The 22586-nt window shown below is 70.6% G+C and carries 20 protein-coding genes; 12 read left to right on the top strand and 8 right to left on the bottom strand.

Going from position 1 to position 22586, the window contains the following annotated elements:
- Positions 1 to 214: 214 nt before the first annotated feature.
- The 4 genes from KF708C_RS21200 to KF708C_RS21185 all read left to right on the top strand — a co-directional run bounded on the left by KF708C_RS21200 (position 215) and on the right by KF708C_RS21185 (position 4828).
- Complete coding sequence (locus KF708C_RS21200; RefSeq protein ID WP_231586546.1) at positions 215 to 1306, top strand: porin; 1092 nt, start codon at positions 215 to 217, stop codon at positions 1304 to 1306.
- A gap of 46 nt (positions 1307 to 1352) precedes the next feature.
- On the top strand, positions 1353 to 2690 hold the full coding sequence (locus tag KF708C_RS21195; protein ID WP_231586545.1) for an MFS transporter: 1338 nt from the start codon (positions 1353 to 1355) through the stop codon (positions 2688 to 2690).
- Positions 2691 to 2779: 89 nt separating this feature from the next.
- Positions 2780 to 3847, top strand: a complete 1068-nt coding sequence (locus KF708C_RS21190) for a phosphotriesterase family protein (protein WP_059413263.1) — start codon at positions 2780 to 2782, stop codon at positions 3845 to 3847.
- 75 nt (positions 3848 to 3922) lie between these two features.
- Entirely contained in the window at positions 3923 to 4828 is a 906-nt protein-coding gene (locus KF708C_RS21185) for a TetR/AcrR family transcriptional regulator (protein ID WP_059413145.1), read from the top strand.
- 26 nt (positions 4829 to 4854) lie between these two features.
- On the opposite strand, the gene KF708C_RS21180 is transcribed toward KF708C_RS21185, so the two are convergent.
- From KF708C_RS21180 to wrbA, 3 genes are read right to left on the bottom strand one after another with little or no spacing between them, the layout of a single operon-like run.
- The gene (locus KF708C_RS21180; protein WP_059413144.1) at positions 4855 to 6276 is read right to left on the bottom strand and encodes an FAD-binding oxidoreductase; all 1422 of its coding nucleotides are present in this window, start codon (positions 6274 to 6276) and stop codon (positions 4855 to 4857) included.
- 50 nt (positions 6277 to 6326) lie between these two features.
- Positions 6327 to 6740: a DUF2069 domain-containing protein gene (locus tag KF708C_RS21175; protein ID WP_059413143.1), complete on the bottom strand. Its 414-nt coding sequence runs from the start codon at positions 6738 to 6740 to the stop codon at positions 6327 to 6329.
- Positions 6737 to 7342, bottom strand: coding sequence for an NAD(P)H:quinone oxidoreductase (wrbA, locus tag KF708C_RS21170; protein WP_059413142.1), 606 nt, complete (start codon positions 7340 to 7342; stop codon positions 6737 to 6739). Before wrbA ends, KF708C_RS21175 begins: the two co-directional genes overlap by 4 nt.
- Before the next feature lie 238 nt (positions 7343 to 7580).
- Here wrbA and KF708C_RS21165 point away from each other — a divergent pair, with 238 nt between their 5' ends.
- The gene (locus tag KF708C_RS21165) at positions 7581 to 8945 is read left to right on the top strand and encodes a YihY family inner membrane protein (protein WP_020202575.1); all 1365 of its coding nucleotides are present in this window, start codon (positions 7581 to 7583) and stop codon (positions 8943 to 8945) included.
- 13 nt (positions 8946 to 8958) lie between these two features.
- On the opposite strand, the gene KF708C_RS21160 is transcribed toward KF708C_RS21165, so the two are convergent.
- The 3 genes from KF708C_RS21160 to KF708C_RS21150 all read right to left on the bottom strand — a co-directional run bounded on the left by KF708C_RS21160 (position 8959) and on the right by KF708C_RS21150 (position 11719).
- Positions 8959 to 9276, bottom strand: a complete 318-nt coding sequence (locus KF708C_RS21160) for an Mpo1-like protein (RefSeq protein WP_059413141.1) — start codon at positions 9274 to 9276, stop codon at positions 8959 to 8961.
- Between the two features lie 308 nt (positions 9277 to 9584).
- The gene (locus KF708C_RS21155; protein WP_059413140.1) at positions 9585 to 10409 is read right to left on the bottom strand and encodes an alpha/beta fold hydrolase; all 825 of its coding nucleotides are present in this window, start codon (positions 10407 to 10409) and stop codon (positions 9585 to 9587) included.
- Complete coding sequence (locus KF708C_RS21150; RefSeq protein ID WP_059413139.1) at positions 10409 to 11719, bottom strand: O-acetylhomoserine aminocarboxypropyltransferase; 1311 nt, start codon at positions 11717 to 11719, stop codon at positions 10409 to 10411. The genes KF708C_RS21155 and KF708C_RS21150 overlap by 1 nt, the downstream gene beginning before the upstream one ends.
- A gap of 335 nt (positions 11720 to 12054) precedes the next feature.
- Between KF708C_RS21150 and KF708C_RS21145 the strand changes: the two genes are divergently transcribed.
- From KF708C_RS21145 to KF708C_RS21130, 4 genes are all read left to right on the top strand, one after another.
- Positions 12055 to 12501 (top strand): CBS domain-containing protein, encoded by a 447-nt coding sequence (locus KF708C_RS21145; RefSeq protein WP_020202579.1) that lies wholly within the window; start codon positions 12055 to 12057, stop codon positions 12499 to 12501.
- A 200-nt stretch (positions 12502 to 12701) separates the two neighbouring features.
- Positions 12702 to 14600 (top strand): MFS transporter, encoded by a 1899-nt coding sequence (locus KF708C_RS21140; RefSeq protein WP_020202580.1) that lies wholly within the window; start codon positions 12702 to 12704, stop codon positions 14598 to 14600.
- Between the two features lie 121 nt (positions 14601 to 14721).
- Positions 14722 to 15840: a chorismate synthase gene (gene aroC, locus KF708C_RS21135; RefSeq protein ID WP_059413138.1), complete on the top strand. Its 1119-nt coding sequence runs from the start codon at positions 14722 to 14724 to the stop codon at positions 15838 to 15840.
- A 1-nt stretch (position 15841) separates the two neighbouring features.
- Entirely contained in the window at positions 15842 to 17074 is a 1233-nt protein-coding gene (locus KF708C_RS21130; RefSeq protein ID WP_082079661.1) for an MFS transporter, read from the top strand.
- A 12-nt stretch (positions 17075 to 17086) separates the two neighbouring features.
- Here KF708C_RS21130 and KF708C_RS21125 read toward each other — a convergent pair whose 3' ends face one another.
- A complete protein-coding gene (locus KF708C_RS21125) occupies positions 17087 to 18196 on the bottom strand; it encodes an NAD(P)/FAD-dependent oxidoreductase (protein ID WP_059413137.1) in 1110 nt (369 codons plus the stop codon).
- 86 nt (positions 18197 to 18282) lie between these two features.
- Entirely contained in the window at positions 18283 to 18987 is a 705-nt protein-coding gene (locus tag KF708C_RS21120) for a FadR/GntR family transcriptional regulator (protein ID WP_059413136.1), read from the bottom strand.
- A gap of 306 nt (positions 18988 to 19293) precedes the next feature.
- Here KF708C_RS21120 and KF708C_RS21115 point away from each other — a divergent pair, with 306 nt between their 5' ends.
- From KF708C_RS21115 to KF708C_RS21105, 3 genes are all read left to right on the top strand, one after another.
- Positions 19294 to 20217, top strand: a complete 924-nt coding sequence (locus tag KF708C_RS21115; RefSeq protein ID WP_029043510.1) for a flagellar brake protein — start codon at positions 19294 to 19296, stop codon at positions 20215 to 20217.
- 181 nt (positions 20218 to 20398) lie between these two features.
- Entirely contained in the window at positions 20399 to 21484 is a 1086-nt protein-coding gene (locus tag KF708C_RS21110) for an esterase/lipase family protein (protein ID WP_082079660.1), read from the top strand.
- Positions 21471 to 22562 (top strand): lipase secretion chaperone, encoded by a 1092-nt coding sequence (locus KF708C_RS21105; RefSeq protein WP_231586544.1) that lies wholly within the window; start codon positions 21471 to 21473, stop codon positions 22560 to 22562. Before KF708C_RS21110 ends, KF708C_RS21105 begins: the two co-directional genes overlap by 14 nt.
- The last annotated feature ends 24 nt before the right edge of the window (positions 22563 to 22586 follow it).

The following is a 22586-nucleotide window of genomic DNA, read 5'->3' as shown; positions in this document are numbered from 1 at the left end:
CGCCGCGCACGGTCGTAATACGCGTAATCACCTATTCGTTGTACACCGAACAATAAATAAACTGACCTTGGTATCGACAATCATAGAACGTCGTACAGGTCTGGCATGCACATTGCGTAGCCGGTGCCATGCCTCGATTTTTTCCGCCGCGGCGCGGCGCGAGGCACGGCGAGTTGAATGAAGACGGACGCACACGACACAAGGGGAGCAAGACTTGAATACATGGAGCAAGGCATGGGCGGCCGGTGCAGCCCTGTTCGGCCTGGCGGGCGGGGCGCAGGCCCAGACCTCGGGCGTGACGGTTTACGGCTCGATCGACGCCGGCGTGACCTACCTCAGCAATGTGGGCGGCCACAACCAGGTGAAGATGGACGACAGCATCAGCCAGGGGAACCGTTTCGGTTTCCGCGGCAGCGAAAGCATCTCGGGCGACCTGTCGGCCATCTTCAACCTCGAAGGCGGCTTCATGTCGGACACCGGCGCGAGCCGGCAGGGCGGCCTGCTGTTCGGGCGGCAGGCCTATGTCGGCCTGGCCTCCGAGCGCTTCGGCACGCTGACGCTGGGCCGGCGCTTCGACCAGATGGTGAGCCTGATCCGCTATCACCCGGGCTACTACACCGGCATCTATTCGTTCACGCCGGGCGACATGGACCGCATCTCCGGCGCGTGGCTGAACAACACGGTCGTCTACAGCAGTCCCAGCATCGGCGGCCTGACCCTGAACGGGCAGTACAGCTTTGCCGAGGACGGCACCAGCACCACCAACGGCGGGCGCGCATACAGCTTCAGCGCGGCCTATGCCGCGGGCCCGTTCAACGCGGTGGTGGCGGCCACGGGGATCAAGCAGTACGCGGCCAAGTCGGCCAGCGCGCTCGGCGTGCCCTTCCTGTTCGGCGCGGCCGCGAACGCGGCCCAGACGATCGTTCTCGACGACTACCGCACCGTCGGCGCGGGCGCGGCGTACAAGTTCGACAAGGTGGCGGTCAGCGGGCTGTACACCAACACCCGGCTGGAGCCGAAGGGCGCGCCGTCGGAGACGCTGCACAACGCGTCGCTCACCGTGGCGTACTGGCTGACGCCGAGCTGGATCCTGGTCTCGGCCTATACGTACTCGAAGCTGGGCGACTATCGGTGGAACACGTACAACGGCGCCGTGGACTACCTGCTCTCGAAACGCACCGACGTGTATTTCATGGCGAACTTCCAGGACGCCAGCGCGCAGACCCACGCGATCCTGACGACAAACCCGGCCTCGGGCAACGACCGTCAGCTGGGATTGCGCGTGGGCATCCGGCACAAATTCTGATGCCGCATCCCGATTCCGAAACCGAACGAACAGGCAGGGCTTGGCCATGAACGCAATGACCGATTCAAGAACGGACTCAGGCACGGATTCAACCAGCGGGCCGCCTGCGGCGCAGTCCGGCGCGGCGCCGCGAGGCGGCGCGAAGGCGAGGCGCAAGGCGGTCGTCGCCGGCGTCGCGGGGAACATCCTCGAGTGGTATGACTTCGGCGTCTATGGTTTCCTGGCGGCCATCATCGCCAGGAGCTTCTTTCCGTCGGCAAGCGGGGTGGGCTCGCTGCTGATCGCCTTCGCCACGCTGGGCGTCGGCTTCGTGGCGCGGCCGGTGGGCAGCATCGTCCTGGGCCATCTCGCGGACCGGCGCGGCCGCAAGACGGTGCTCACGCTGACCATCTTCCTCATGGCCGGGAGCACGGTCGCCATCGGCATCCTGCCGACCTACGCCACGGCCGGCGTGCTGGCGCCGGTCCTGCTGGTGCTGGCGCGGCTGGTGCAGGGCTTTGCCGCCGGCGGCGAATGGGGCAGCGCGACCGCGTTCATCACCGAGTGGGCGGGCGAGGGCCGGCGCGGCTTCGTCGGCGCGTTCCAGCAATCCAGCATCGCGATCGGGCTGCTGCTGGGGTCGGGCGTGACGGCGATCCTGGCGTCCTCGCTCGGCGCCGCGGACCTCGAAGGCTGGGGCTGGCGGATTCCGTTCCTGCTGGGCGCGGTGCTCGGGCCGGTCGGCGCGTACATGCGCCGCAACATCGCGGAGCCGCCGGTCTATCGGTCCGCGTCGCCGTCGGGCCGGCTGTCGCGGGCGGATTTTTTCCGGCGCATCCTGCACGCCATCGTCTTCGTGGCCATCTGGGGCGTGGCCTCCTACATGGTGACCGTGTACATGCCGACCTTCGGCCAGACCTACGGCGGCCTCACGCGCAGCGAAACGCTGTGGTCGGTGACCATCGCGCTGGCGCTGACGGCGGTGCTGGCGCCGGCGTTCGGCCACGTATCCGACCGCATCGGCCGCAAGCCGGTATTGCTGGCCGGATGCGCCGGTTTCCTGGTGCTGTCGTATCCGCTCTACGGCGCGGTCCTGTCGCACCCCGGATCGGTGCCGGTGTTCCTGGCCGTGCAGTGTTCGCTGGTGGCGCTCTACTCGCTGCTGGCCGGCGCCGGCCCGGCCTACCTCACCGAAGCCTTCCCGACCTACATCCGCACCACGGGCATCTCGGTTGCCGGGGCCTGCGCCGGGCTGTTCGGCGGGTTTGCGCCGCTGACGGTGACGTGGATCATCCAGGGCACCGGCGCGGCGACCGCGGCGGGCACGTTCCTCGCTTTGGTCGCGCTGGTCTCGCTGCCCGCCGTCCTGACGATCCGGGACGCGGCGCACGCGCGCCTGGACTGAACCGCTCCGGATCCCCCCGGGCCGCGCGACCGCTCCAGCTATCGTTCGAGCGGCCCTTGTGAAACTGCACACGCATGTTCGAAATTGCCATGAATGCGAACCCTGACCAGACGCCGGGAAAAACAAGAGGAATCGTCCAGACCGTGCTCGGGCCGGTCAATCCGGGCGAGCTCGGCCCGACGCTGATGCACGAGCACCTGCTCATCGACCTGACGCCGCCGCCGTCGCTGCTCGCCGGCGGCCCGGCCGCGCAGGAAGCGGAGATCACGCTGTGCAATTGCTGGGGCATCGGCAATGGCCAGAAGTCGTACCTGAAGAACTACCAGCTCGACCAGATCGACGTGGCCGTCGAGGAGGTGCGCGAGATGATGGGCGCGGGCGGGCGCACCATCGTCGACCTGACGAATGGCGGGCTCAAGCCCGACCCGGCGGGGCTGGCGCGGATCGCGCGCACCACCGGCGCCCACATCGTGATGGGCTGCGGCCACTACGTGCATGCCTACCAGGACCCCGCGAATCACGAAAGGACCGTCGACAGCTTTGCCGCCGAGATGATCGCGCAGCTGACGCAGGGCGCGTGGGGCACCGGGATCCGTGCCGGCATCATCGGCGAGATCGGCTGCCAGTCGCCGTGGACCGAGCTCGAGCAGCGCGTGATGCGCGGCGCCCTGATCGCGCAGGCCGAGACCGGCGCCGCCATCAACGTGCATCCGGGCCGGCATCCGGACCAGCCCGCGGAGATCGTGTCGTTCATCGAGGCGGCCGGGCACGGCGTCGGGCGCGTGATCATCAGCCATGTGGACCGCACCATCTTCGACGACGACCGCCTGCTGCGCCTGGCGGATACCGGTTGCGTGATCGAGTTCGATCTCTTCGGCTGGGAGCAGAGCTACTATCCGATGTCCAGCGAGATCGACATGCCGAACGACGGCGCCAGGCTGAAGATGGTCCGGCTGCTGGTGGAGCGGGGCCATCGCGATCAGGTCCTGATGAGCCAGGACATCTGCACGCGCACCCGGCTGGGCCGGTATGGCGGACATGGCTATCAGCACATGTTCGCCAACATCGCGCCGCGCATGCGCCAGCGCGGATTCAGCCAGGCGGACGTCGACGCCATCCTGGTGGAAAATCCCCGGCGCCTGCTCACGATAGCCTGACCCTCCCGGCCCGCGCTCATCGGCCCGGGGTGTCGGTTGGCGTACAATGATCTTACTGAACACCAAGTAAGAGACATGATGGCTACAGGGACCAGGGGCACCAGGAGCACCAGCGGCGCGGGGACCACGAGGACCAGGGCAGGCGACAAGGGCACGGTCAAGACCGCGGTCAAAGTCGCGGTCAAAGCCGCGGCCGGCGCCGGGGCGAAGAAGAGCGCCTCCGCCCAGGGCGTTCGCAAGCGGGCGGTGCCGGCCGCGCCGCCCGCCGCCAGGAAGGAGGCGGCGCGCGCGCCGCGGGGGAGGGCTTCGGGACCGGCGCTGACCCGGGAGAAGATCGTCGCGGCCGCCCTCGAGCAGATCGACCGCAACGGTGTGATGGCGTTCAGCCTGCGCGACGTTGCCCGCTCGCTGGGCGTCTATCCCGCCGCCCTGTACTGGCACGTGGCCACGCGCGACGACCTCCTGGCGTCCGTGGTCGAGACCACGATGGTCGACGTCGCGCCCGAGCCGGGCGAGCTGGCGTGGCAGGACTGGCTGAGGGAATTGTTCGTCCGCTGCCGCGACGTCATGCGCCGGCATCCGAACATCGCCCAGCTGGTGGGCGCCCAGCTGGTGGCGAACGCGAGCCTGAGCCCGACGCTGATCGACCGCATTCTCTCGGTGCTGCGCGCCGCGGGCTGCCCGGACGACCGCATGCTGGAGATGTACAACGTCGTGGTCTCCACGATGGTGGGCTTTCCGACCCTGGAATACGCATCGGTGCCGAAGGACGACACGGAAGCCTGGGCGCGGCAGCTGCAGGAGCGGACCCGTTCGATTCGCGCGATGGACTATCCCACGCTGGCCCGATACCTGCCGGACATGGCCAACAAGGCGTTCATCGTCAGGTGGCAGAACGGCACCGACGCGCCGATGGACACGAGCTTCGACCTGTACGTGAACGTGGTCATCCGTGGCATCGAAAGCTGCCTGCCCGGCTAGGGCAGGCGTTCTCCGGGCGCCGGACGCTAGACCACCTTGCCGGGATTCATCAGCCCCCGCGGGTCCAGCGCCTGCTTGACCGCGCGCATCATGGCCAGCTCGACCTCGCTCTTGTAGCGGCGGTTTTCCTCGCGCTTGAGCTGGCCCAGGCCGTGCTCGGCCGAGATCGAGCCGCGGTGGGCGTGCACGCTGTCGTGCACGATGGCGTTGACGGCGGGGCTGTTGTCGAGGAAGGCGTCGTGGTTCTGGCCCGCCGGCGGCGACACGTTGTAGTGCAGGTTGCCGTCGCCGAGATGGCCGAACGTGACCATGCGCGCGCCGGGGAAGGCCTGCTGGATGAGCGCGTCGGTGGTGTCGATGAAGTCGGCGACGCGCGAGATCGGCACGGCGATGTCGTGCTTGATGTTCTTGCCTTCCTCCACCTGCGCCAGCGGGATGTGCTCGCGCAGGTTCCAGAAGTCGCGCGATTGCTGCACGGACTCGGCCACCACGGCGTCTTCCACCACGCCGGTCTCGAACGCGGTTTCCATCATGGCCTCGAAGATGGCGCGCGCGTGTTCCTCGCTTTCGTTGTCGGACAGTTCCAGCAGCACCACCTGCGGATGCGGGCGGTCGAACGGATAGCGCAGTTGCGGGTAGTGCGTGGTGACGAGCGACAGGCACATCTGCGACATCAGCTCGAAGCCGGTCAGCAGCGCCCCGGCGCGCTGCTGGGCGATGGCCAGCAGCGCCAGCGCGGCGCGCGGGCTGGCCACCGCGGCCAGCGCGGTCACGCGCGCGCGCGGCAGCGGGTAGAGCTTCATGACGGCGGCGGTGATGATGCCGAGCGTGCCTTCGGCGCCGATGAACAGGTCGCGCAGGTCGTAGCCGGTATTGTCCTTGCGCAGGCCGCGCAGGCCGTCCCAGACCTCGCCGGACGGCGTGACCACTTCCAGCCCCAGGCACAGCTCGCGCGTGTTGCCGTAGCGCAGCACGCCGGTGCCGCCCGCGTTGGTGCCGAGGTTGCCGCCGATGGTGCAGCTGCCTTCGGCCGCCAGGCTCAGCGGGAACAGGCGGCCGTGCTCGCGCGCGGCGTCCTGCAGCTGCTGCAGGATCACGCCGGCCTCCACGGTGACGGTGTTGTTGAGCGGGTCGACCTGCCGCACGCGGTTGAGCCGCTGCAGCGAGATCACCACGGACCCGGTGCCGGCCATCGGCGTGGCGCCGCCGCACAGCCCGGTGTTGCCGCCCTGCGGCACCATCGCGATCTGGTGCGCGTGGCAGGCATGCACGGCGGCGGCGACTTCCTCGGTGGTGCCGGGGCGCAGCACGGCGATGGCCTCGCCGGTGTAGCGCTTGCGCCAGTCGGTCAGGTAGGGCGCCTTGTCGGCGTCGTCGGTCAGCACGTGCTGGCTGCCCAGCGCGGCGCGGCAGAGGGCGAGGAAGGATTCGAACGGCGTGGCGGTCATGGTGAGGTCCGGTGCGGCTTCTGGTATGGCGGGCGTGGTTGCCGGCGCGGCTACTTGCGGCGGGCCGGCTGCAGCGCCCGGGCGCGGCGCTTGTACGGGCGCAGGTAGAGGATGGTGGCGAAGAAGAACAGCAGCGTCAGCGCCACCTCGAGCCACGCCAGCGCGGAGGAGGGCGGGCGGTCGCTGGTGGCGCGCACGATGCCTTCGGTGAAGAACAGCAGGATCAGCATCGACGACCACTGCATGGTGTAGCGGTTGCGCGTCAGCACGCCGCGCAGCGGCAGCAGCAGCGGCAGGAACTTGAGGACCAGCCACGAGCCGCCCGGGCGCAGCGGCGCGAGGAACCATTCCCAGGCGATGCACAGCACGATCAGCGCGAGCAGGCTGCCGGCGCTCAGGCGGTACAGCGCGGCGCTGTGCAGCGCGCCGTCGGTGGCCGCGGCGCCGGCCGGCGCGGCGCTCATGCGCGGCTCCCGGCGGCCAGCCGCAGCGCGGTCTCGGCCAGGCGGCGGCCCATCGCGCGCGCCAGCGCGGCTTCGTCCTCGGACACCGGCGCGCTGTTGTCCACGCGCGCGTGGTGGCTGGGGCCGTAGGGCGTGCCGCCGCTGGTGGTGGTCATCAGCGCGCTTTCCGAGTAGGGCAGGCCGACCAGCAGCATGCCGTGGTGCAGCAGCGGCAGCATCATCGACAGCAGCGTGGTTTCCTGGCCGCCGTGCAGGCTGCCGGTGGCGGTGAACACGCAGGCCGGCTTGCCGCTGAGCGCGCCCGCCAGCCACTGCGCCACGGTGCCGTCGAGGAAGTATTTCATCGGCGCGGCCATGTTGCCGAAGCGGGTCGGGCTGCCCAGCGCCAGGCCCTGGCATTCCTCCAGGTCGCGCAGCTCGGCATAGGGCGGGCCGTCGGCGGGGATGTCCGGCGCGGTGGCTTCGCTGACGGTGGATACCGGCGGCACCGTGCGCAGGCGGGCATGGGCGCCGGGCACGCTGTCGATGCCGTGGGCGATCAGTTCCGCGAGCTTGCGGGTGCTGCCGTGGCGGCTGTAGTAGAGGACGAGGATGTCGGTCATGGACGGGGCCGCGGCTGGCCGCGCCGGGCGGCAGGCAGCGAGGGCAGGCTGGTTGGCGCCGGGCGCGGCGCGCCGGGCAATGCGCGTATTATAGTTGTGGCCCCGGCGCGGCCCGCCGGAGCCGTCATGGCGGCGTCGCCGGCGCCGATTGCTGTCGATTGCCATCGATTGCTGCCGATCATTGCCGCCCGTCATCACTATCCATCATCACCGCATCACGCCAGGAGCCCGCCCCCGCATGTTCGCCGCCCGCATCGTCCGCCTGCGCAGGGAATGGAACCTGCAGAAGCTGCGCGCGCTGACCCGCTACGCGCTGCGCCGCGCGGCCGAGGACCGCCTGCCGCAGGTGTCGGCCAGCCTGACCTTCACCACCGTGCTGGCGGTGGTGCCGGTGCTGACCGTGGCGTTCGCGCTGCTGGCCGCGTTCCCGGTGTTCCGCGAGTTCCGCAGCTCCATCGAGACCTTCCTGTTCCAGAACCTGATTCCCGGCAACGTCAGCGATTCCATCACCAGCTATCTCGGGCAGTTTTCCAAGAACGCCAGGGGCCTGACCGCGGCCGGCCTGGGCGGCCTGATGGTGACTTCGGTGCTGACCATGCTGACGGTGGAGGACGCGCTCAACGCGATCTGGCGCGTCAAGCAGCGCCGCCCGCTGGCGCAGCGCGTGCTGGTGTTCTGGGCGGTGCTGACGCTGGGGCCGGTGCTGATCGGCGCCAGCCTGTCGATCAGCTCCTACCTGATCTCGGTCTCGGCCGGCTACGCGGGCACCATGCCGCTGGGGCTGGGCCTGCTGGTGAGCCTGACGCCGGTGGTGCTGTCGGCGCTGGCCTTCGCCTTCCTCTACATCGCCGTGCCCAATGCCAGCGTGGAGTGGCGCGACGCCATCACCGCCGGGCTGGTGGCGGCGCTGGCGTTCGAGTTCGCCAAGCGCGGCTTCGGCTACTTCGTCACGCACATCCCGACCTACACCGCGGTCTACGGCACCTTCGCCGCGCTGCCGATCTTCCTGCTGTGGATCTACCTGAGCTGGCTGGTGACGCTGCTGGGCGCCACCATCGCCGCCAACCTGCCGGTGATCCGCCAGGGCTACTGGCGCCGCCGCACGTTCGCCGGCAGCGAGTTCTTCGACGCGCTCGGCGTGCTCTACCTGCTCTACCGCGCGCGCGACGAAGTGCCGCGCAGCATCGGCGAGCTCGACCTCGGGCGCAAGCTGCGGGTGGAAGCGGACTACCTGTCCGGCCTGCTCGGCCGGCTCAAGGCGATGCACCTGATCGGCAAGCTGGCGCAGGACCGCGGCCAGGCCCACTGGGCGCTGCTGTGCGACCCCGCCCACGTGACGCTGCGCACGCTGCACGACCGCCTGGTGCTGAACCTGCCGCGCCTGCCGCGCACCGCGCTGGCGCAGCAGTTGCAGGGCGCCGACGCGCTGCGGCAGGTGCTGGACAACCCGCGCCTGGACCAGCCGCTGGAAGCGGTGTTCGCGCAGCGGCAGGCGCAGGCCCAGGTCTTGGCGGAAGAGGAAGCGGCGGCGCCCGGCCGTCCGGCCGAGGGCGCGCGCCGCGCGCTGGAAGTGGTGCCGCCGGGCTGGCACGGCCAGATCTGAGCCGCGCGCGCGGCTAGAACGGAATCCTGCCGCGCCAGATGTCGGCGTACATGACCCAGTCGCCCATCAGGCTGTAGAACGGGTGGCGGAACGTGGCCGGGCGGTTCTTCTCGAACCCGAAATGGCCGACCCAGGCGAAGGCGTAGCCCGACACAGCGGCCGCCGCCAGCCACCACCAGTTGCCGCTGATGAGCAGCGCCAGCAGGCACAGCAGCGCCACCGTGGAGCCGGCGAAATGGAGCCGGCGGCAGGTGAGGTTGCGGTGCTCGTTCAGGTAGAACGGGTAGAAGGCGGTGAAATTCCGGAATTCGCGGGTGCGTGCCTGGGGCATGTCGTACTCCTGTGGGGGTGCGGCATGTTTCAGTCTAGCCGGCGTGGGGCGGGTGTCCAGAGGGGTCTTCATGGGGCTGCGATGCCGGACAACACCGTTGGCCCTGCTTGATGTGGCTCCTAGCTAAACCGCCCCTCTCCCCGGCCCTCTCCCCGTGAGGGGAGAGGGAGGACACCATGCTTGGGCTAGCTCTGGCGGCTTGGGCCCATTCGCGGGCTTCGCCAGTCGCCGGGGGTTTGCTCCCCTCTCCCGCTTGCGGGAGAGGGGTCGGGGGAGAGGGTCGGCGTGCCTTTGGGCCGAAGCCTCGCTCAACCCGCCGCCACCGCCTTGCGCGCGAACGCGGCCAGCGCGTCGAGCACTTCGTCGGGTTTTTCGCCCATCAGCGCGTGGCCGCAGGGCACGGAGACGGTGCTGGCCGAGGCCATTCTTGCCGCCAGCGCCAGCGCGGCCTTGGGCGAGGTCATCATGTCCTTGCTGCCGCTGATGAACAGCGCCGGGCAGCGCACCGCGGCGGCGGCGGCTTCGCCGTTGGCGTAGGCGTTGCAGGCCGAGAAGTCGTTGTGGAAGACGTGGCCCTGCGGGTTGCGCTGCGCCACGCGCTCCATCAGGCGCTGGCTGCCGCCCTGCATCCACGAGCCGGGTCCCGGCGAGGACGGCTTGTTGGCGAGGCTGGAGTGCGACCACGCATTGACCATCGCGATGGCCTGGTCCACCTGCTTGAGCGAGGCTTCGAGCAGGGCGTCGGAGACCTTCATCGGGTAGGCCGTGGCCAGCAGCGCGATGGCGCGCACCGCATCGGGGTGGCGCGCGGCGGTTTCCAGCGCGATCAGCGATCCCATGCTGTGGCCGAACACCAGCGCCGGCGCGGCGACGCCGGCGGCGCGCAGCAGTTCGGCCACCCAGTCGGCCATCGCCTCGATGGTCTTGAGCGGCGCGCCTTCGCTGCGGTTGTGGCCGGGCAGGTCCACCGCCAGCACGCCGAAGCCGTGGTTGGCGAACCAGCGCGTCTGCAGGGCCCACACGCTGTGGTCGTTCTGCGCGCCGTGCACGAACACGGCGCACGGCAGGGCCGGGTTGAAGGGTTTGCCGCCGGTGTAGGCGTAGGCCTTGCGGCCCGCGATCGTCAGTTCCATCAGGCTTGCCCTCCCTTGCCGCTCATGGCGCGCTCGGCGGCCTTGAGGCCGCGCTTGAGATCGTCGATCAGGTCGTCCGCGTCTTCCAGGCCGACCGACAGGCGGATGGTGCCTTCGCCGATGCCGGCGGCCTGCAGCGCCGCCGCGTCCATGCGGAAGTGCGTGGTGGAGGCGGGGTGGATCACCAGCGAGCGCGCGTCGCCGACGTTGGCCAGGTGCGAGAACAGCGCCAGGCTTTCGATGAAGCGCTGGCCGGCGGCGCGGTCGCCCTTGAGGTTGAAGCTGAACACGGCGCCGGCGCCGCGCGGCAGCAGGCGCTTGGCGAGTTCGTAGTCGGGGTGGGATTCGAGCTCGGGGTAGGCCACCGACTCCACCATCGGGTGCGAGACCAGGAACTGCACCACGCGGCGCGCGTTGTCCACGTGCCGGGCCATGCGCAGCGGCAGGGTCTCGATGCCTTGCAGCAGTTGCCAGGCGGCCATCGGGTTCAGGCAGGCGCCGAAATCGCGCAGGCCTTCGCGGCGCGCGCGCAGCAGGAACGGCGCCACCGTGCTTTCCTCGGTAAACACCATGTTGTGGAAGCCGGCATACGGCTCCGACAGCTCGGGGAAGCGGCCGGCGGCCTCGAAATCGAAGGTGCCGCCCTCGGCCAGCACGCCGCCGATGGTGGTGCCGTGCCCGCCCAGGAACTTGGTGGCCGAGTGGTAGAGCAGGCCGGCGCCGTGGTCGAACGGCCTGAGCAGGTAGGGCGTGGTGAAGGTGGAGTCGACCAGCAGCGGGATGCCGTGGTCGCGGCCGAGCTGGGCCAGCGTGGGGATGTCGAGCACGTCCAGGCCGGGGTTGCCGAGCGATTCGCCGAACAGTAGCCGGGTCTCGGGCCGGATGGCGGCGCGCCAGGCGTCGATGTCGCGCGCCTGCACGAAGGTGGTCTCGATGCCGAAGCGGCGCAGCGTGTAGTGCAGCAGGTTGTGCGAGCCGCCGTACAGCGCGCTGGACGCCACGATGTGCGAGCCGGCGCCCATCAGCGTGGCCACGGCGAGGTGCAGCGCGGCCTGGCCGGAGGCCACGCCGATCGCGCCGGCGCCGTTCTCCAGCGCGGCGACGCGCTCCTCGAACACGGCCACGGTGGGGTTGGAGATGCGCGAGTAGACGTGGCCGGCGCGTTCCATGTTGAACAGCGAGGCGGCGTGCTCGCTGTCGCGGAAGACGAAGGACGTGGTCAGGTGGATGGGCGTGGCCCGCGCGCCGGTGGCGGGGTCGGGGGCGGCGCCGGCATGCAGCGCCAGGGTGTCGAATCGGGTACCGGACATGGCTTCCAGGGCAAGAGTTGTCTCCGGTGCGCATCGTAGCATCCGGCGACGGCGCCGGGGCACGGCAAAGCGCGCGCCGGGGCGGCTCGCGGGGCCGCCGCGCTTTACTTGGGCGGGCGGTTTCGGCTAGGATCGGCCCATCCGGCGGTGCCGGGGTTGTTCAAGTCGCACGCCTGGAAGCATGCATAGGTTAATAGCCTATCGGGGGTTCGAATTCCCCTCTCTTTTCCATAGTAATGGCGGAAAGGGTAGGATTCGAACCCGCGGTATCGCCGGCCGGCAGCGGCAGTACATCAGCAGATACATACAAGCAGATTCAGCAAGCGGAGACCACCATGAAAGTCAGCGACATCCTGCAGATCAAGGGCAACACGCTCTTTACCGTGACGCCCGACACCTCGCTGCAGCTGGCGGTCAGGACGATGGCCGAGCACGACATCGGCTCGCTGGTGGTGATGGAGTACGGCGAGCTGGTCGGCATGCTGACCTTCCGCGAGATCATCAACACGCTGGCCGCCAACAACGGCTCGGTGGGCACCTTCAGCCTGCGCAAGGTGATGGACGACGCGCCGCTGACCTGCACGATGGAAACCGACGTCAACGAAGTGCGCCGCATGATGCTGGAACGCCACACGCGCTACCTGCCGGTGATGGACAACCGCACCCTGATGGGCGTGATTTCCTTCTACGACGTGGCCAAGGCGGTGGTGGAGGAGCAGAGCTTCGAGAACCGCATGCTCAAGGCCTACATCCGCGACTGGCCGGAAGAAAAGACCGACTGAGGCCAGCGGCGCGCCGCGGGTGCCGGACGGGCGGCGCCGCGGCGATGTGAACGGAATCAAGCGCCGCGGGTATGCATCGGGTATGCATCGGGTGTGCATCGGGTGTGCGCGCCCGCGGCGGCAGCCACGTTGCCAGCAATGTCGCGCCGGGGGCCCGCCACGGGCATCCGGCTTGCCGGGGTCATCTCTTTCCTGTCTACATGAGCCAACAAAACCAATTCCGACTGCTCCGCTCGCGCCGTTTCGCCCCGTTCTTCTGGACCCAGTTCCTCGGGGCCATGAACGACAACCTGTTCAAGGTTGCCTTTACCTCCCTCGTCACCTACCACACGGCCCTGTTCGAGGGCGTCGACGCCCGCAGCGCGGCGTTCCTGATCTCGGCCATCTTCATCGCGCCGTTCGTGCTGTTCTCGGCCACCAGCGGACAGATCGCCGACAAGATCGAGAAGTCCCGGCTGATCCGCATGGTCAAGACGCTGGAGATCGGCATCATGCTGCTGGGCCTGGCCGGCTTCGCCCTGCACAGCGCGGCCTTGCTCTACCTCGGCACGTTCCTGATGGGCCTGCACTCGACGCTGTTCGGCCCGGTCAAGTTCGCCTACCTGCCGCAGCACCTCGATGAAACCGAGCTGGTCGGCGGCAACGGGCTGGTGGAGATGGGCACCTTCGTCGCCATCCTGCTCGGCACGCTGCTGGGCGGCGAGCTGGCCGGCATCGCGCACGGCGGGCGCATGACGGGGCCGCTCTACGTGGGCGCGGCCTGCGTGCTGCTGGCGCTGGCCGGGCGCGTGGTGTCGGCGCGCGTGCCGGACTCGCCGGCGCCGCAGCCGGACCTGCGCATCAACTGGAACCCGTTTACCGAGACCTGGCGCAACCTGGCGCTGGCGCGCACCAACCGCACGGTGTTCCTGAGCCTGCTCGGCATTTCCTGGCTGTGGTTCCTCGGCGCGACCTTCCTGACCTCGTTCTTCAGCTTCGCCAAGGACGTGCTCGGCGGCGACCAGAACGTGGTGACGCTGCTGCTGGCGGTGTTCTCGCTCGGCATCGGCACCGGCTCGCTGCTGTGCGAGCGGCTGTCGGGGCGGCACGTGGAGATCGGGCTGGTGCCGTTCGGCTCGATCGGCATGACGGTGTTCGCGCTCGACCTGTTCTTCGGCAGCCACGGCGAGCATCACGCCGAACTGTCGGGGCTGGCCGGCTTCCTCGCCGAGCCGCGCCACTGGCGCGTGCTGGCCGACCTGTTCCTGCTGGCGATGTTCGGCGGCTTCTACAGCGTGCCGCTGTACGCGCTGATCCAGAGCCGCTGCGCGCCCACGCACCGGGCCCGCATCATCGCCGCCAACAACATCCTCAACAGCTTTTTCATGATCGCTTCGTCGCTGATGGCGATGGTCATGACCCAGGCCGGCTTCACCATCCCCGAGCTGTTCCTGGCGGTGGGCGTGCTCAACGCGGTGGTGGCGATCTACATCTACAGCCTGGTGCCCGAATTCCTGCTGCGCTTCATTGCCTGGATCCTGGTGCACACCGTGTACCGGCTGCGGCGCGTGAACGCCGAGCGCATCCCGGCCGAGGGCCCGGCGGTGCTGGTCTGCAACCACGTCAGCTTCGCCGACGCGGTGGTGCTGATGGCGGGCAGCCCGCGTCCGGTGCGCTTCGTCATGGATCACCGCATCTTCAAGGTGCCGCTGCTGTCGTGGTTCTTCCGCCAGGCCAAGGCGATCCCGATCGCGCCCGCGCACGAAGACCCGCAGATGCTCGAGCGCGCCTATGACGAGGTGGCGCGCGCGCTTGCCGAGGGCGACCTGGTCTGCATCTTCCCCGAGGGCAAGATCACCGCCAACGGCGAGATCAATCCGTTCAAGCAGGGCGTGCAGCAGATCATCCGCCGCACGCCGGTGCCGGTGGTGCCGATGGCGCTGCGCGGGCTGTGGGGCAGCTTCTTCTCGCGCCAGGGCGGCGCGGCCATGTCGCGGCCGTTCCGGCGCGGCATCCTGAACCGGCTGGAGCTGGTGGTGGGCGACCCGATCGCGCCGGAGCTGGCCACGCCGGAGAGCCTGCAGCAGGTGGTGCAGGGCCTGCGCGGCGAGTGGCGCTGAGGCGTCCCCGCGGCCGGCATGCGGCGGCTTCGCCGCACGCCGGCGCGGGGCCGGGCGGGCGGCAAAAGCCTTACAATGTAGCCCGTTCCCCAATTTCCACGCGCTGTCGCGGTTCTCCATCATGTCCGGCAATACCCTCGGCCTGCTCTTCACAGTCACCACGTTCGGCGAATCGCACGGCCCGGCCATCGGCGCGGTGGTGGACGGCTGCCCGCCGGGCATGGCCCTGAGCGAGGCCGACATCCAGGGCGACCTGGACCGCCGCCGGCCCGGCACCTCGCGCCACGTCACCCAGCGCCAGGAGGCCGACCAGGTCGAGATCCTGTCCGGCGTGTTCGAAGGCAAGACCACCGGCACGCCGATCTGCCTGCTGATCCGCAACACCGACCAGCGCAGCAAGGACTACGGCAACATCGTCGAGACCTTCCGTCCAGGCCACGCCGACTACACCTACTGGCAGAAGTACGGCATCCGCGATTACCGCGGCGGCGGCCGCTCGTCGGCGCGCCTGACCGCGCCGGTGGTGGCGGCCGGCGCGGTGGCCAAGAAGTGGCTGCGCGAGCAGTACGGCACCGAGATCCGGGGCTACATGTCGCAGCTGGGCGAGATCCAGGTGCCGTTCATGGACTGGGCCGAGGTGCCGCAGAACCCGTTCTTCGCCGCCAACGCGGAGATCGTGCCGGAGCTGGAAACCTACATGGACGCGCTGCGCCGCGACGGCGACTCGGTCGGCGCGCGCATCGAGGTGGTGGCCAGCGGCGTGCCGGTGGGCCTGGGCGAGCCGCTGTTCGACCGGCTCGACGCCGACATCGCGCACGCCATGATGGGCATCAACGCGGTCAAGGGCGTGGAGATCGGCGCCGGCTTCGACAGCGTCGGCCAGCGCGGCAGCGTGCATGGCGACGAGCTGACGCCGGAGGGCTTTCGCACCAACAATGCGGGCGGCGTGCTGGGCGGCATCTCGACCGGCCAGGACGTGACCGTCTCGCTGGCGATCAAGCCCACTTCCAGCATCCGCACGCCGCGCGAATCGATCGACAAGACCGGCCAGACGGCCACCGTGGAGACCTTCGGCCGCCACGACCCGTGCGTGGGCATCCGCGCCACGCCGATCGCCGAGGCCATGCTGGCGCTGGTGCTGATCGACCACGCGCTGCGCCAGCGCGCCCAGTGCGGCGACGTCAAGGTCGACACGCCGCGCATCCCCGCGCAGGCGCCGCAGTCCGGCCAGCCGCGCTGAGTTGGCGCGGGTCCAGCCGCGGGCCGGCGAGACGGCCACGCAAGCGGCCGGCGCCGGGCCGGCCGGGCGCCTGTCCGAGACGCGCTTCGGCCTGTTCTATCTCGGCTACTACGGTTATGTCGGCGTCATCTCGCCCTATGTGAGCCTGTTCTTCGCCGGGCGCGGCTTCAATCCGGTGCAGATCGGCGTGCTGATGGCGTGCTTCCAGGTCAGCCGCATCGTCGGCCCGTATTTCTGGGGCTGGCTGTCGGACGTGATGCATACCCGGGTGCGCCTGCTGCGCCTGGCCGGCGTGAGCGCCTTGCTGGCCTTCCTGGCGGTGCCGGGCATCACCAGCTACGGCGGCATGATGGCGATGATGATCGGGCTCAACCTGATCACCAGCGCGATGTCGCCGCTGGGCGACGCGCTCACCATTTCCACGCTGCGCCGCTACGGCGCCTTCGATCACCGCTACGGGCGCATCCGCATGTTCGGCTCGGCCGGCTTCATCGCCGCCGTGCTGCTGGGCGGCGCGCTGTTCGGGCGGCTCGGCATGGAGGCTTTTCCGTGGCTGGCCAGCGCCATGCTGGCGCTGTTCCTGGTGGTGGTGTTCGGCCTGCGCGACGCGCCCGAGGAAGGCCCGCGCGTGAAGCCGCCGCCGGCGCTGCCGCTGCTGCGGCGCGCCGACGTGCGCTGGTTCATGGCCTCGGCCTTCCTGATGATGTTCGCGCATGCCGCGCTGTACGTGTTCTATTCGCTCTACCTGGAGCAGCTCGGCTACAGCAAGTTCGCCATCGGCGTGATGTGGACCATCGGCGTGGTGGCGGAGATCGTGTTCTTCTTCTACCAGGGCCGGCTGTTCGACGCCGTGCCGCTGCGCGCCATCCTGGCCGGCACCTTCGTGCTGGCGGCGCTGCGCTTCGGCCTGACCGGCTACCTGGCGCAGCTGGCATGGCTGATGGCGCTGGTGCAGGTGCTGCACGCGGCCACCTTCGGCGCGCACCACAGCGCCAGCCTCAAGCGGCTGCAGCGCTGGTTCGCCGGGCCGCTGCAAGGGCGCGGCCAGGCGCTCTACACCGGCATTTCCTATGGCCTGGGCGGCACGCTGGGCGGGCTGGCGATGGGCTGGACCTGGAAGGCGCTGGGGCCGGCCCATACCTTCGGGCTGGCCGCGCTGGCGGCGGCGGCCGGCGCCGCGTGCGCGCTGATGACGTTCCGCGCCGAAGCCGCGCAGGCCCAGGCCGGCAGCTAGGCGCTCAGGCGCTCACACCAGGCTGGCCACGCGCTCGGCCAGCGCCAGCGAGGAGGTCAGTCCCGGCGACTCGATGCCGAACAGGTTGACCAGCCCCGGCACGCCGTGGGTGGCCGGGCCGTCGATGCGGAAGTCGGCGGCGGCCTCGCGCGGGCCGCTGATCTTGGGGCGGATGCCGGCGTAGCCGGGCTGCAGCGCGCCGTCGGCCAGCGCCGGCCAGTAGCGGCGCACCTCGTCGTAGAAGCTGTCGGCGTCGGACGGGTCGACGCCGTACTCGATCTCGTCGATCCAGCGCACATTGGGGCCGAAGCGCGCCTGGCCGCCCAGGTCGATGGTCAGGTGCACGCCGAGGCCGGCGGCCTCGGGCACCGGGTAGATCAGCCGCGAGAACGGCGCGCGCCCGGCCAGCGTGAAATAGCAGCCCTTGGCGTAGAACTGCGGCGGAACGTGCGCGGCGGGCACGCCCTCGATGCGGCGCGCTAGCGCCGGCGCGGTGAGCCCGGCCGAGTTGATGACGGTGCGCGCCAGCAGCGTGGTGCCGTCCGCGCCGCCATCCGCGCCGCCGACGTCGAGGCGGATGCCGTCCGGCGTGACCGCGCCGCCGGCCACCGGCGACTGCACCGCCAGCATGGCGCCGGCGTTTTCCGCGTCGCCCAGCAGCGCCAGCATCAGGCCGTGGCTGTCGACGATGCCGGTGGACGGCGAGAGCAGGGCGGCGAGGCACTGCAGGTTGGGCTCGAGCGCCTGCGCCTCGGCCTGGCCGATCAGCCGCAGGTCGTGCACGCCGTTGGCGGCGGCCTTGGCGCGGATGCCTTCCAGCGTGGCGACCTGGGCCGGTGAGGTGGCCACGATCAGCTTGCCGCAGCGCTGGTGGCTGACGTGATGGCTGGCGCAGTAGTCGTACAGCATGGCCCGGCCGCGCACGCACATCTCGGCCTTGAGCGAGCCGGCCGGGTAGTAGATGCCGGCGTGGATGACTTCGCTGTTGCGCGCGCTGGTGATGGTGCCGAAGGCGTTCTCGGCCTCCAGCACGATCACTTCGCGGCCCCGCAGGGCCAGCGCCCGCGCCACCGCCAGGCCCACCACGCCGGCGCCGATCACCACGCAATCCACTTTTTCCATCGTCTTCCTCGTTCCGTTTGTCCGTTTGTCCGTTCGTGACGTGCGTTCGTTGGTTCGTGCCGCGCGGCGGCGGCATCTGCGCCGCTTCAGGGCAGCTTCAGTTCCAGCCCCATGCGCCTTGCCGCGGCCGCGAGGTGGCGGCGCGCGGCAAGGCGCGCCGCGCCGGCATTGCCGGCGGCGATGGCCTCGACCAGCGCCGCGTGCTCGCCGTCGGCGCCGCGCGAGCCGCCGCGAAAGCGCGCCGCGTTTTCCCACGCGGTCTGCCGCGCCGCCAGCAGGTGCTGGCCGACGAAATCGGTCAGGCCGGTGAAGCACGGGTTGTGCGCGGCCTGGGCGATGGCGTGGTGGAAGGCCACGTCGGCCGCGGCGGCGCCGGGAAAGTCCCGCGCGTGCTCGCGCATGGCGGCCAGCGCCGCGCGGATGGCCAGCAGGTCGTCCTCGCCGCGGCGCAGCGCGGCCATCTCGGCGCAGGCGCATTCCACCACCATGCGCAGCTCGAACAGTTGCGCCAGCGTCGGCCCGCCCTGCGGCACGCTCGGCATGCGCCATACCTGGCCGCCCGGCGTCTCCGAGACATAGGCGCCGGAGCCCTTGCGCGTCACCAGCACGCCGTCCGCCTTGAGCTGCGCGATGGCCTCGCGCACGATCGGCCGGCTCACGCCGAAGGTCTCGCCGAGCGCCGCTTCGGCCGGCAGGCGGGCGCCCGCGGCAAAGCGGCCGGCGGCGATGTCGGCGCGCAGGGCGTCGGCGATGCGGGTGGCGAGCGAGTCCGGGCGGCTGAGAATGGTCATCTTGATCTGTAAGGCTGTCAGACAGCTTTTCGGCATTTTCGGGGGAAAGGCGGGCGGCGTCAAGGCGTGGGAAGGCGCGCGATGGCCATCCCGCAACGCGGCGCTCAAGGTTTTTCGCGGGAGGCCGATAGCAAGTCTGATGAGACGCGCCATCCACCCGGGACCTCGTGGCCGGCGCGTCCGGCGGGCCCGGGCGGCGACATTGCGTGCCGGGTGCCCCGCCAGGTGGCGGCCCGCGGACCTGCGTCAGGTCCGGCCGCCGTTCGATCCACCATGCCCGCCGTCGGGCATCCACCGCTGCTTCCCATGATTGCACTTACTCCTGACGATCTCCCGGTTGGCCAGCCCTTGCCCTGGTCCTTGCTGGACGAAAGCGGAAACCTCGTGCTCGGCAGCGGCAGCGTGATCCCCGAGGACCGCGACGTCGCGCTGGTGTTCCGCCACGGCGTCGTGTGCCGCCCCGACAGCGAGCCGGGCGACGCCGCCGAGAACGAGCGCCAGGCCAGCCCCGGGCCGTTCGGCCTGCAGGTCGGCACGCTGCTGCAGATCAAGAACCAGGGCCACGTCGGGCGCGCGGCGGCCAGCCGGCTGATCGGCTTCGTCGACCAGGGCATGTTCGTGACCTGGCCCCAGCTCGGCGGCAAGGAACTCCAGTTGCAGGCGGGCGAGACCGTGCTGCTGCGCGGCTTTTCCGGCCACGCCATCCTCAGCTTCGAATGCACCGTGACCGCGGTGTGCCGCAGCCCGTTCCGCTACCTGGTGCTGTCCGCACCGGCGCAGATGCAGCAGTTGCCGGTGCGCAAGGCGACCCGGGTGCCGACCCGGCTGGCCGCGTACCTGGTGGACCCGGCCGGCGCGGGCGAGGGGGCTGCCGCCCACGCCGCCGGCGGCGAGGCTGGCGAGGGCGCCCAGCCGCCGCGCGGGCGCCAGCCGTCGCGCCTGGTGATGCTGACGGACCTGAGCACCGGCGGCGCGCAGATCGAGACCGCGGACGCGGTGCCCGCGCCGGGCACGCCGGTGCGGCTGTGCTTTCACCTGCGCACCGCGGCGCTGGACAGCGAGATCATGGTCGACGGCGTGGCGCGCAGCGCGACGCCGATTTCCGCCGCCTCCGGCTTTCCGGTGTTCGGCGTGGCGTTCGACCTGCTGGGCGAGCGCGAGCTGACGCTGTTGCAGTGCTATATCTACGAGCAGTTGCTGACCAGCGCCAGCATGCCGGTGCCGGGCTGACGCGGCGCCTCGCGCCACCCCGTTTGGAGGAATCCTGCTAGCGCGCCGGCTTGCCTGGGCCGGGCCGCCGTCTTTACTCTCCTACCCGACAAGAACAAAGAAGGGAAAAACAAGGGAACAACCCTGTCGTCGAGGAGACAAGATGGATCAAGGCAAGCGCTGCGGCGCAACAGAGACTGCCATGCCGGCCGCGCCGGCGTGGACGCGGGCAAGGATGCGCGCCGCGTGCAAGGCCGGCGTGCTGCTGGCCGCCGTGGCGGCGGCGTGGCCCGGAATGGCGGCGGCCGACGCCAACGCCAACGTCAACGCCAATTACGCCCGGACCCGCTACCCCATCGTGCTGGTCCACGGCCTGACCGGCGCGGCCCGCATGGGCGGCGTGCTGGACTACTGGTACGGCATTCCCCAGCTTCTGCGGGCCAACGGCGCGCGGGTGTACGTGGCCACCGTGCCGGCCTTCAACAGCGACGAGGAGCGCGCGCTGGCGCTGCAGGCCTACGTGCGCGGCGTCAAGCTCGACAGCGGCGCGGACAAGGTCAACCTGATCGGGCACAGCCAGGGCGGGCCGACCTCGCGCATGCTGGCCGCGATGTCGCCGCAGGACGTGGCTTCAGTGACCACCATCGGCAGCCCGCACCGCGGCAGCGAGCTGGCGGACCTGGTGCTCGACGTCGTCAACGGCATCAACCGCATCCCGCTGGCCGGCCCGCTGCTGGTCGGCGTGATCCAGGGCGTGGCCGACGCGATCGGCTGGTTCCAGGGCGTGAGCAATGGCGTGAAGCTGGACCAGAACGCGCTGGCCGCGCTCAGGAACCTGACCACCGCCGGGGTGGCCGCGCAGAACGCGCGCCTGAATGCCACGCTCAAGCCGGGCACGCCCTCGGCGCTGGGCCCGGACTGCGCCACGCCCGGCGCGCCGGTCGAGATGCGACAGGCGCGCGATGCCGCCGGCAACCTTGTCAGCCACGCGCAGGCCGCGTATTCGTGGACCGGGCGCGGCGGCCCGGTCAGCCTGCTGCGCTCCAACCTGCTCGACCCCACCACGGCGCTGATGGCCGGCGCCGCCGGCCTGATGAGTCTGAAGGGCGCCGGCCCCAACGACGGCATGGTGTCGGTCTGCAGCAGCAAGTGGGGCCAGGTGCTGGCGACCGGCTACTACTGGAATCACCTGGACGAGGTGAACCAGCTTGCCGGCCTCTACCAGGACGCCGATCCGCGCGTGGTCATCCTCAACCACGCCAACCGCCTGCGCAATGCGCGCCTTTGAGCGGCGCTGGCCGGGCTGGTGGTGGATGGCGCTGCCCGGCTGCGCGCTGGGCGGCGCCATCTACTGGATGACGATGCCGCCGGCACAGGTGCCGGCCGCCGCGCCGGTGGCCGCCGGCGTGGCGCCGGGCGGGCCGCCCGATGCCATGTCCGCATCCGGCGCGGCGGCCGGCGTGCCGGCGCAGTTGCCGTCGCTGGCCGGCGTGGACGTGCCCGCGGGCCTGGCGGCGGACGCGCGCGGCAACCTGCACGCAAGCCGCGCCCTGCGCGGCTATTTCGACTATTTCCTGTCCGCCGCCCACGATGCCGGCGACGCCGGCGCGCTCGATGCGCTCGTGCGCGCCGACATCCGCGCACGCGTGCCCGAGCCGGCCGCGACGCAGGCATGGCAGCTGTGGCAGCGCTATCGCGGTTATCTCGCCGAGGTCCATGCCGGCGCGGCGGACGCGGGCCAGGGACAGCCGGGCGACGATGCCGACGCGCTGTCGGCGGTCCAGGTGGCCCGGTTGCGCCGGTTGTGGGACGCGCGCCGCGCCGCGCGCCAGCGCCATCTGCCCGACGTGGCGGCGATCTGGTTCGACGCGGAGGAGGCCTACGACGCGGCCATGCTCGAGCGGCTGGAGGTGGCCGCGCAGCCCGGCCTCGACGCGGCGCAGCGCCGGCAGCGGCTGGCCGCGCTCGACAGCCGGCTGCCCGATGACGCCCGCGCGGTGCGCGCCGACAGCGCCCGCCCGCAGCAGATCGGCGAGACCATCGGCAGGCTGCAGGCCGAGGGGCGCAGCGCGCAGGACATCGCCGCGGCGCTGGCGCAGTCCCACGGCGCCGAGGTCGCGCAGCGCTACCAGCAGCAGGCGCAGGCCGACCAGTCGTGGCAGGACCGCTACCGCGACTATGCCCGCCAGCGCGCGCAGGTCGAGCAGTTCCCCGGCCTCGCGGACGCCGACCGGCAGCAGCAGCTGGAACGGCTGCGGGCGCAGTCGTTCGCCGACCCCGGCGAGGCCCTGCGCGCCTACGTGCGCGACACGGTATACGGCAAGGTGTACGACCGCGCGGGCCAGGACCAGCCGGCCGCGCCGTGACGCGGCGGCGGCAACGCGCCGCCG

Origin of the sequence: Cupriavidus basilensis (assembly GCF_000876015.1) — a bacterium.
Lineage (GTDB): Bacteria > Pseudomonadota > Gammaproteobacteria > Burkholderiales > Burkholderiaceae > Cupriavidus > Cupriavidus basilensis_B.
Note: the sequence above shows the minus strand (reverse complement) of the source record. Positions and strands in the feature narration are given on the sequence as shown.

What these genes read in the sequence shown, in the direction of transcription:
- KF708C_RS21195 (WP_231586545.1), top strand. Translation starts at nt 1,353, where the DNA reads ATGAACGCAATGACCGATTCAAGAACGGACTCAGGCACGGATTCAACC.
- KF708C_RS21190 (WP_059413263.1), top strand. Translation starts at nt 2,780, where the DNA reads ATGAATGCGAACCCTGACCAGACGCCGGGAAAAACAAGAGGAATCGTC.
- KF708C_RS21185 (WP_059413145.1), top strand. Translation starts at nt 3,923, where the DNA reads ATGATGGCTACAGGGACCAGGGGCACCAGGAGCACCAGCGGCGCGGGG.
- KF708C_RS21180 (WP_059413144.1), bottom strand. Translation starts at nt 6,276, where the DNA reads ATGACCGCCACGCCGTTCGAATCCTTCCTCGCCCTCTGCCGCGCCGCG.
- KF708C_RS21175 (WP_059413143.1), bottom strand. Translation starts at nt 6,740, where the DNA reads ATGAGCGCCGCGCCGGCCGGCGCCGCGGCCACCGACGGCGCGCTGCAC.
- wrbA (WP_059413142.1), bottom strand. Translation starts at nt 7,342, where the DNA reads ATGACCGACATCCTCGTCCTCTACTACAGCCGCCACGGCAGCACCCGC.
- KF708C_RS21165 (WP_020202575.1), top strand. Translation starts at nt 7,581, where the DNA reads ATGTTCGCCGCCCGCATCGTCCGCCTGCGCAGGGAATGGAACCTGCAG.
- KF708C_RS21160 (WP_059413141.1), bottom strand. Translation starts at nt 9,276, where the DNA reads ATGCCCCAGGCACGCACCCGCGAATTCCGGAATTTCACCGCCTTCTAC.
- KF708C_RS21155 (WP_059413140.1), bottom strand. Translation starts at nt 10,409, where the DNA reads ATGGAACTGACGATCGCGGGCCGCAAGGCCTACGCCTACACCGGCGGC.
- KF708C_RS21150 (WP_059413139.1), bottom strand. Translation starts at nt 11,719, where the DNA reads ATGTCCGGTACCCGATTCGACACCCTGGCGCTGCATGCCGGCGCCGCC.
- KF708C_RS21145 (WP_020202579.1), top strand. Translation starts at nt 12,055, where the DNA reads ATGAAAGTCAGCGACATCCTGCAGATCAAGGGCAACACGCTCTTTACC.
- KF708C_RS21140 (WP_020202580.1), top strand. Translation starts at nt 12,702, where the DNA reads ATGAGCCAACAAAACCAATTCCGACTGCTCCGCTCGCGCCGTTTCGCC.
- aroC (WP_059413138.1), top strand. Translation starts at nt 14,722, where the DNA reads ATGTCCGGCAATACCCTCGGCCTGCTCTTCACAGTCACCACGTTCGGC.
- KF708C_RS21125 (WP_059413137.1), bottom strand. Translation starts at nt 18,196, where the DNA reads ATGGAAAAAGTGGATTGCGTGGTGATCGGCGCCGGCGTGGTGGGCCTG.
- KF708C_RS21120 (WP_059413136.1), bottom strand. Translation starts at nt 18,987, where the DNA reads ATGACCATTCTCAGCCGCCCGGACTCGCTCGCCACCCGCATCGCCGAC.
- KF708C_RS21115 (WP_029043510.1), top strand. Translation starts at nt 19,294, where the DNA reads ATGATTGCACTTACTCCTGACGATCTCCCGGTTGGCCAGCCCTTGCCC.
- KF708C_RS21110 (WP_082079660.1), top strand. Translation starts at nt 20,399, where the DNA reads ATGCCGGCCGCGCCGGCGTGGACGCGGGCAAGGATGCGCGCCGCGTGC.
- KF708C_RS21105 (WP_231586544.1), top strand. Translation starts at nt 21,471, where the DNA reads ATGCGCGCCTTTGAGCGGCGCTGGCCGGGCTGGTGGTGGATGGCGCTG.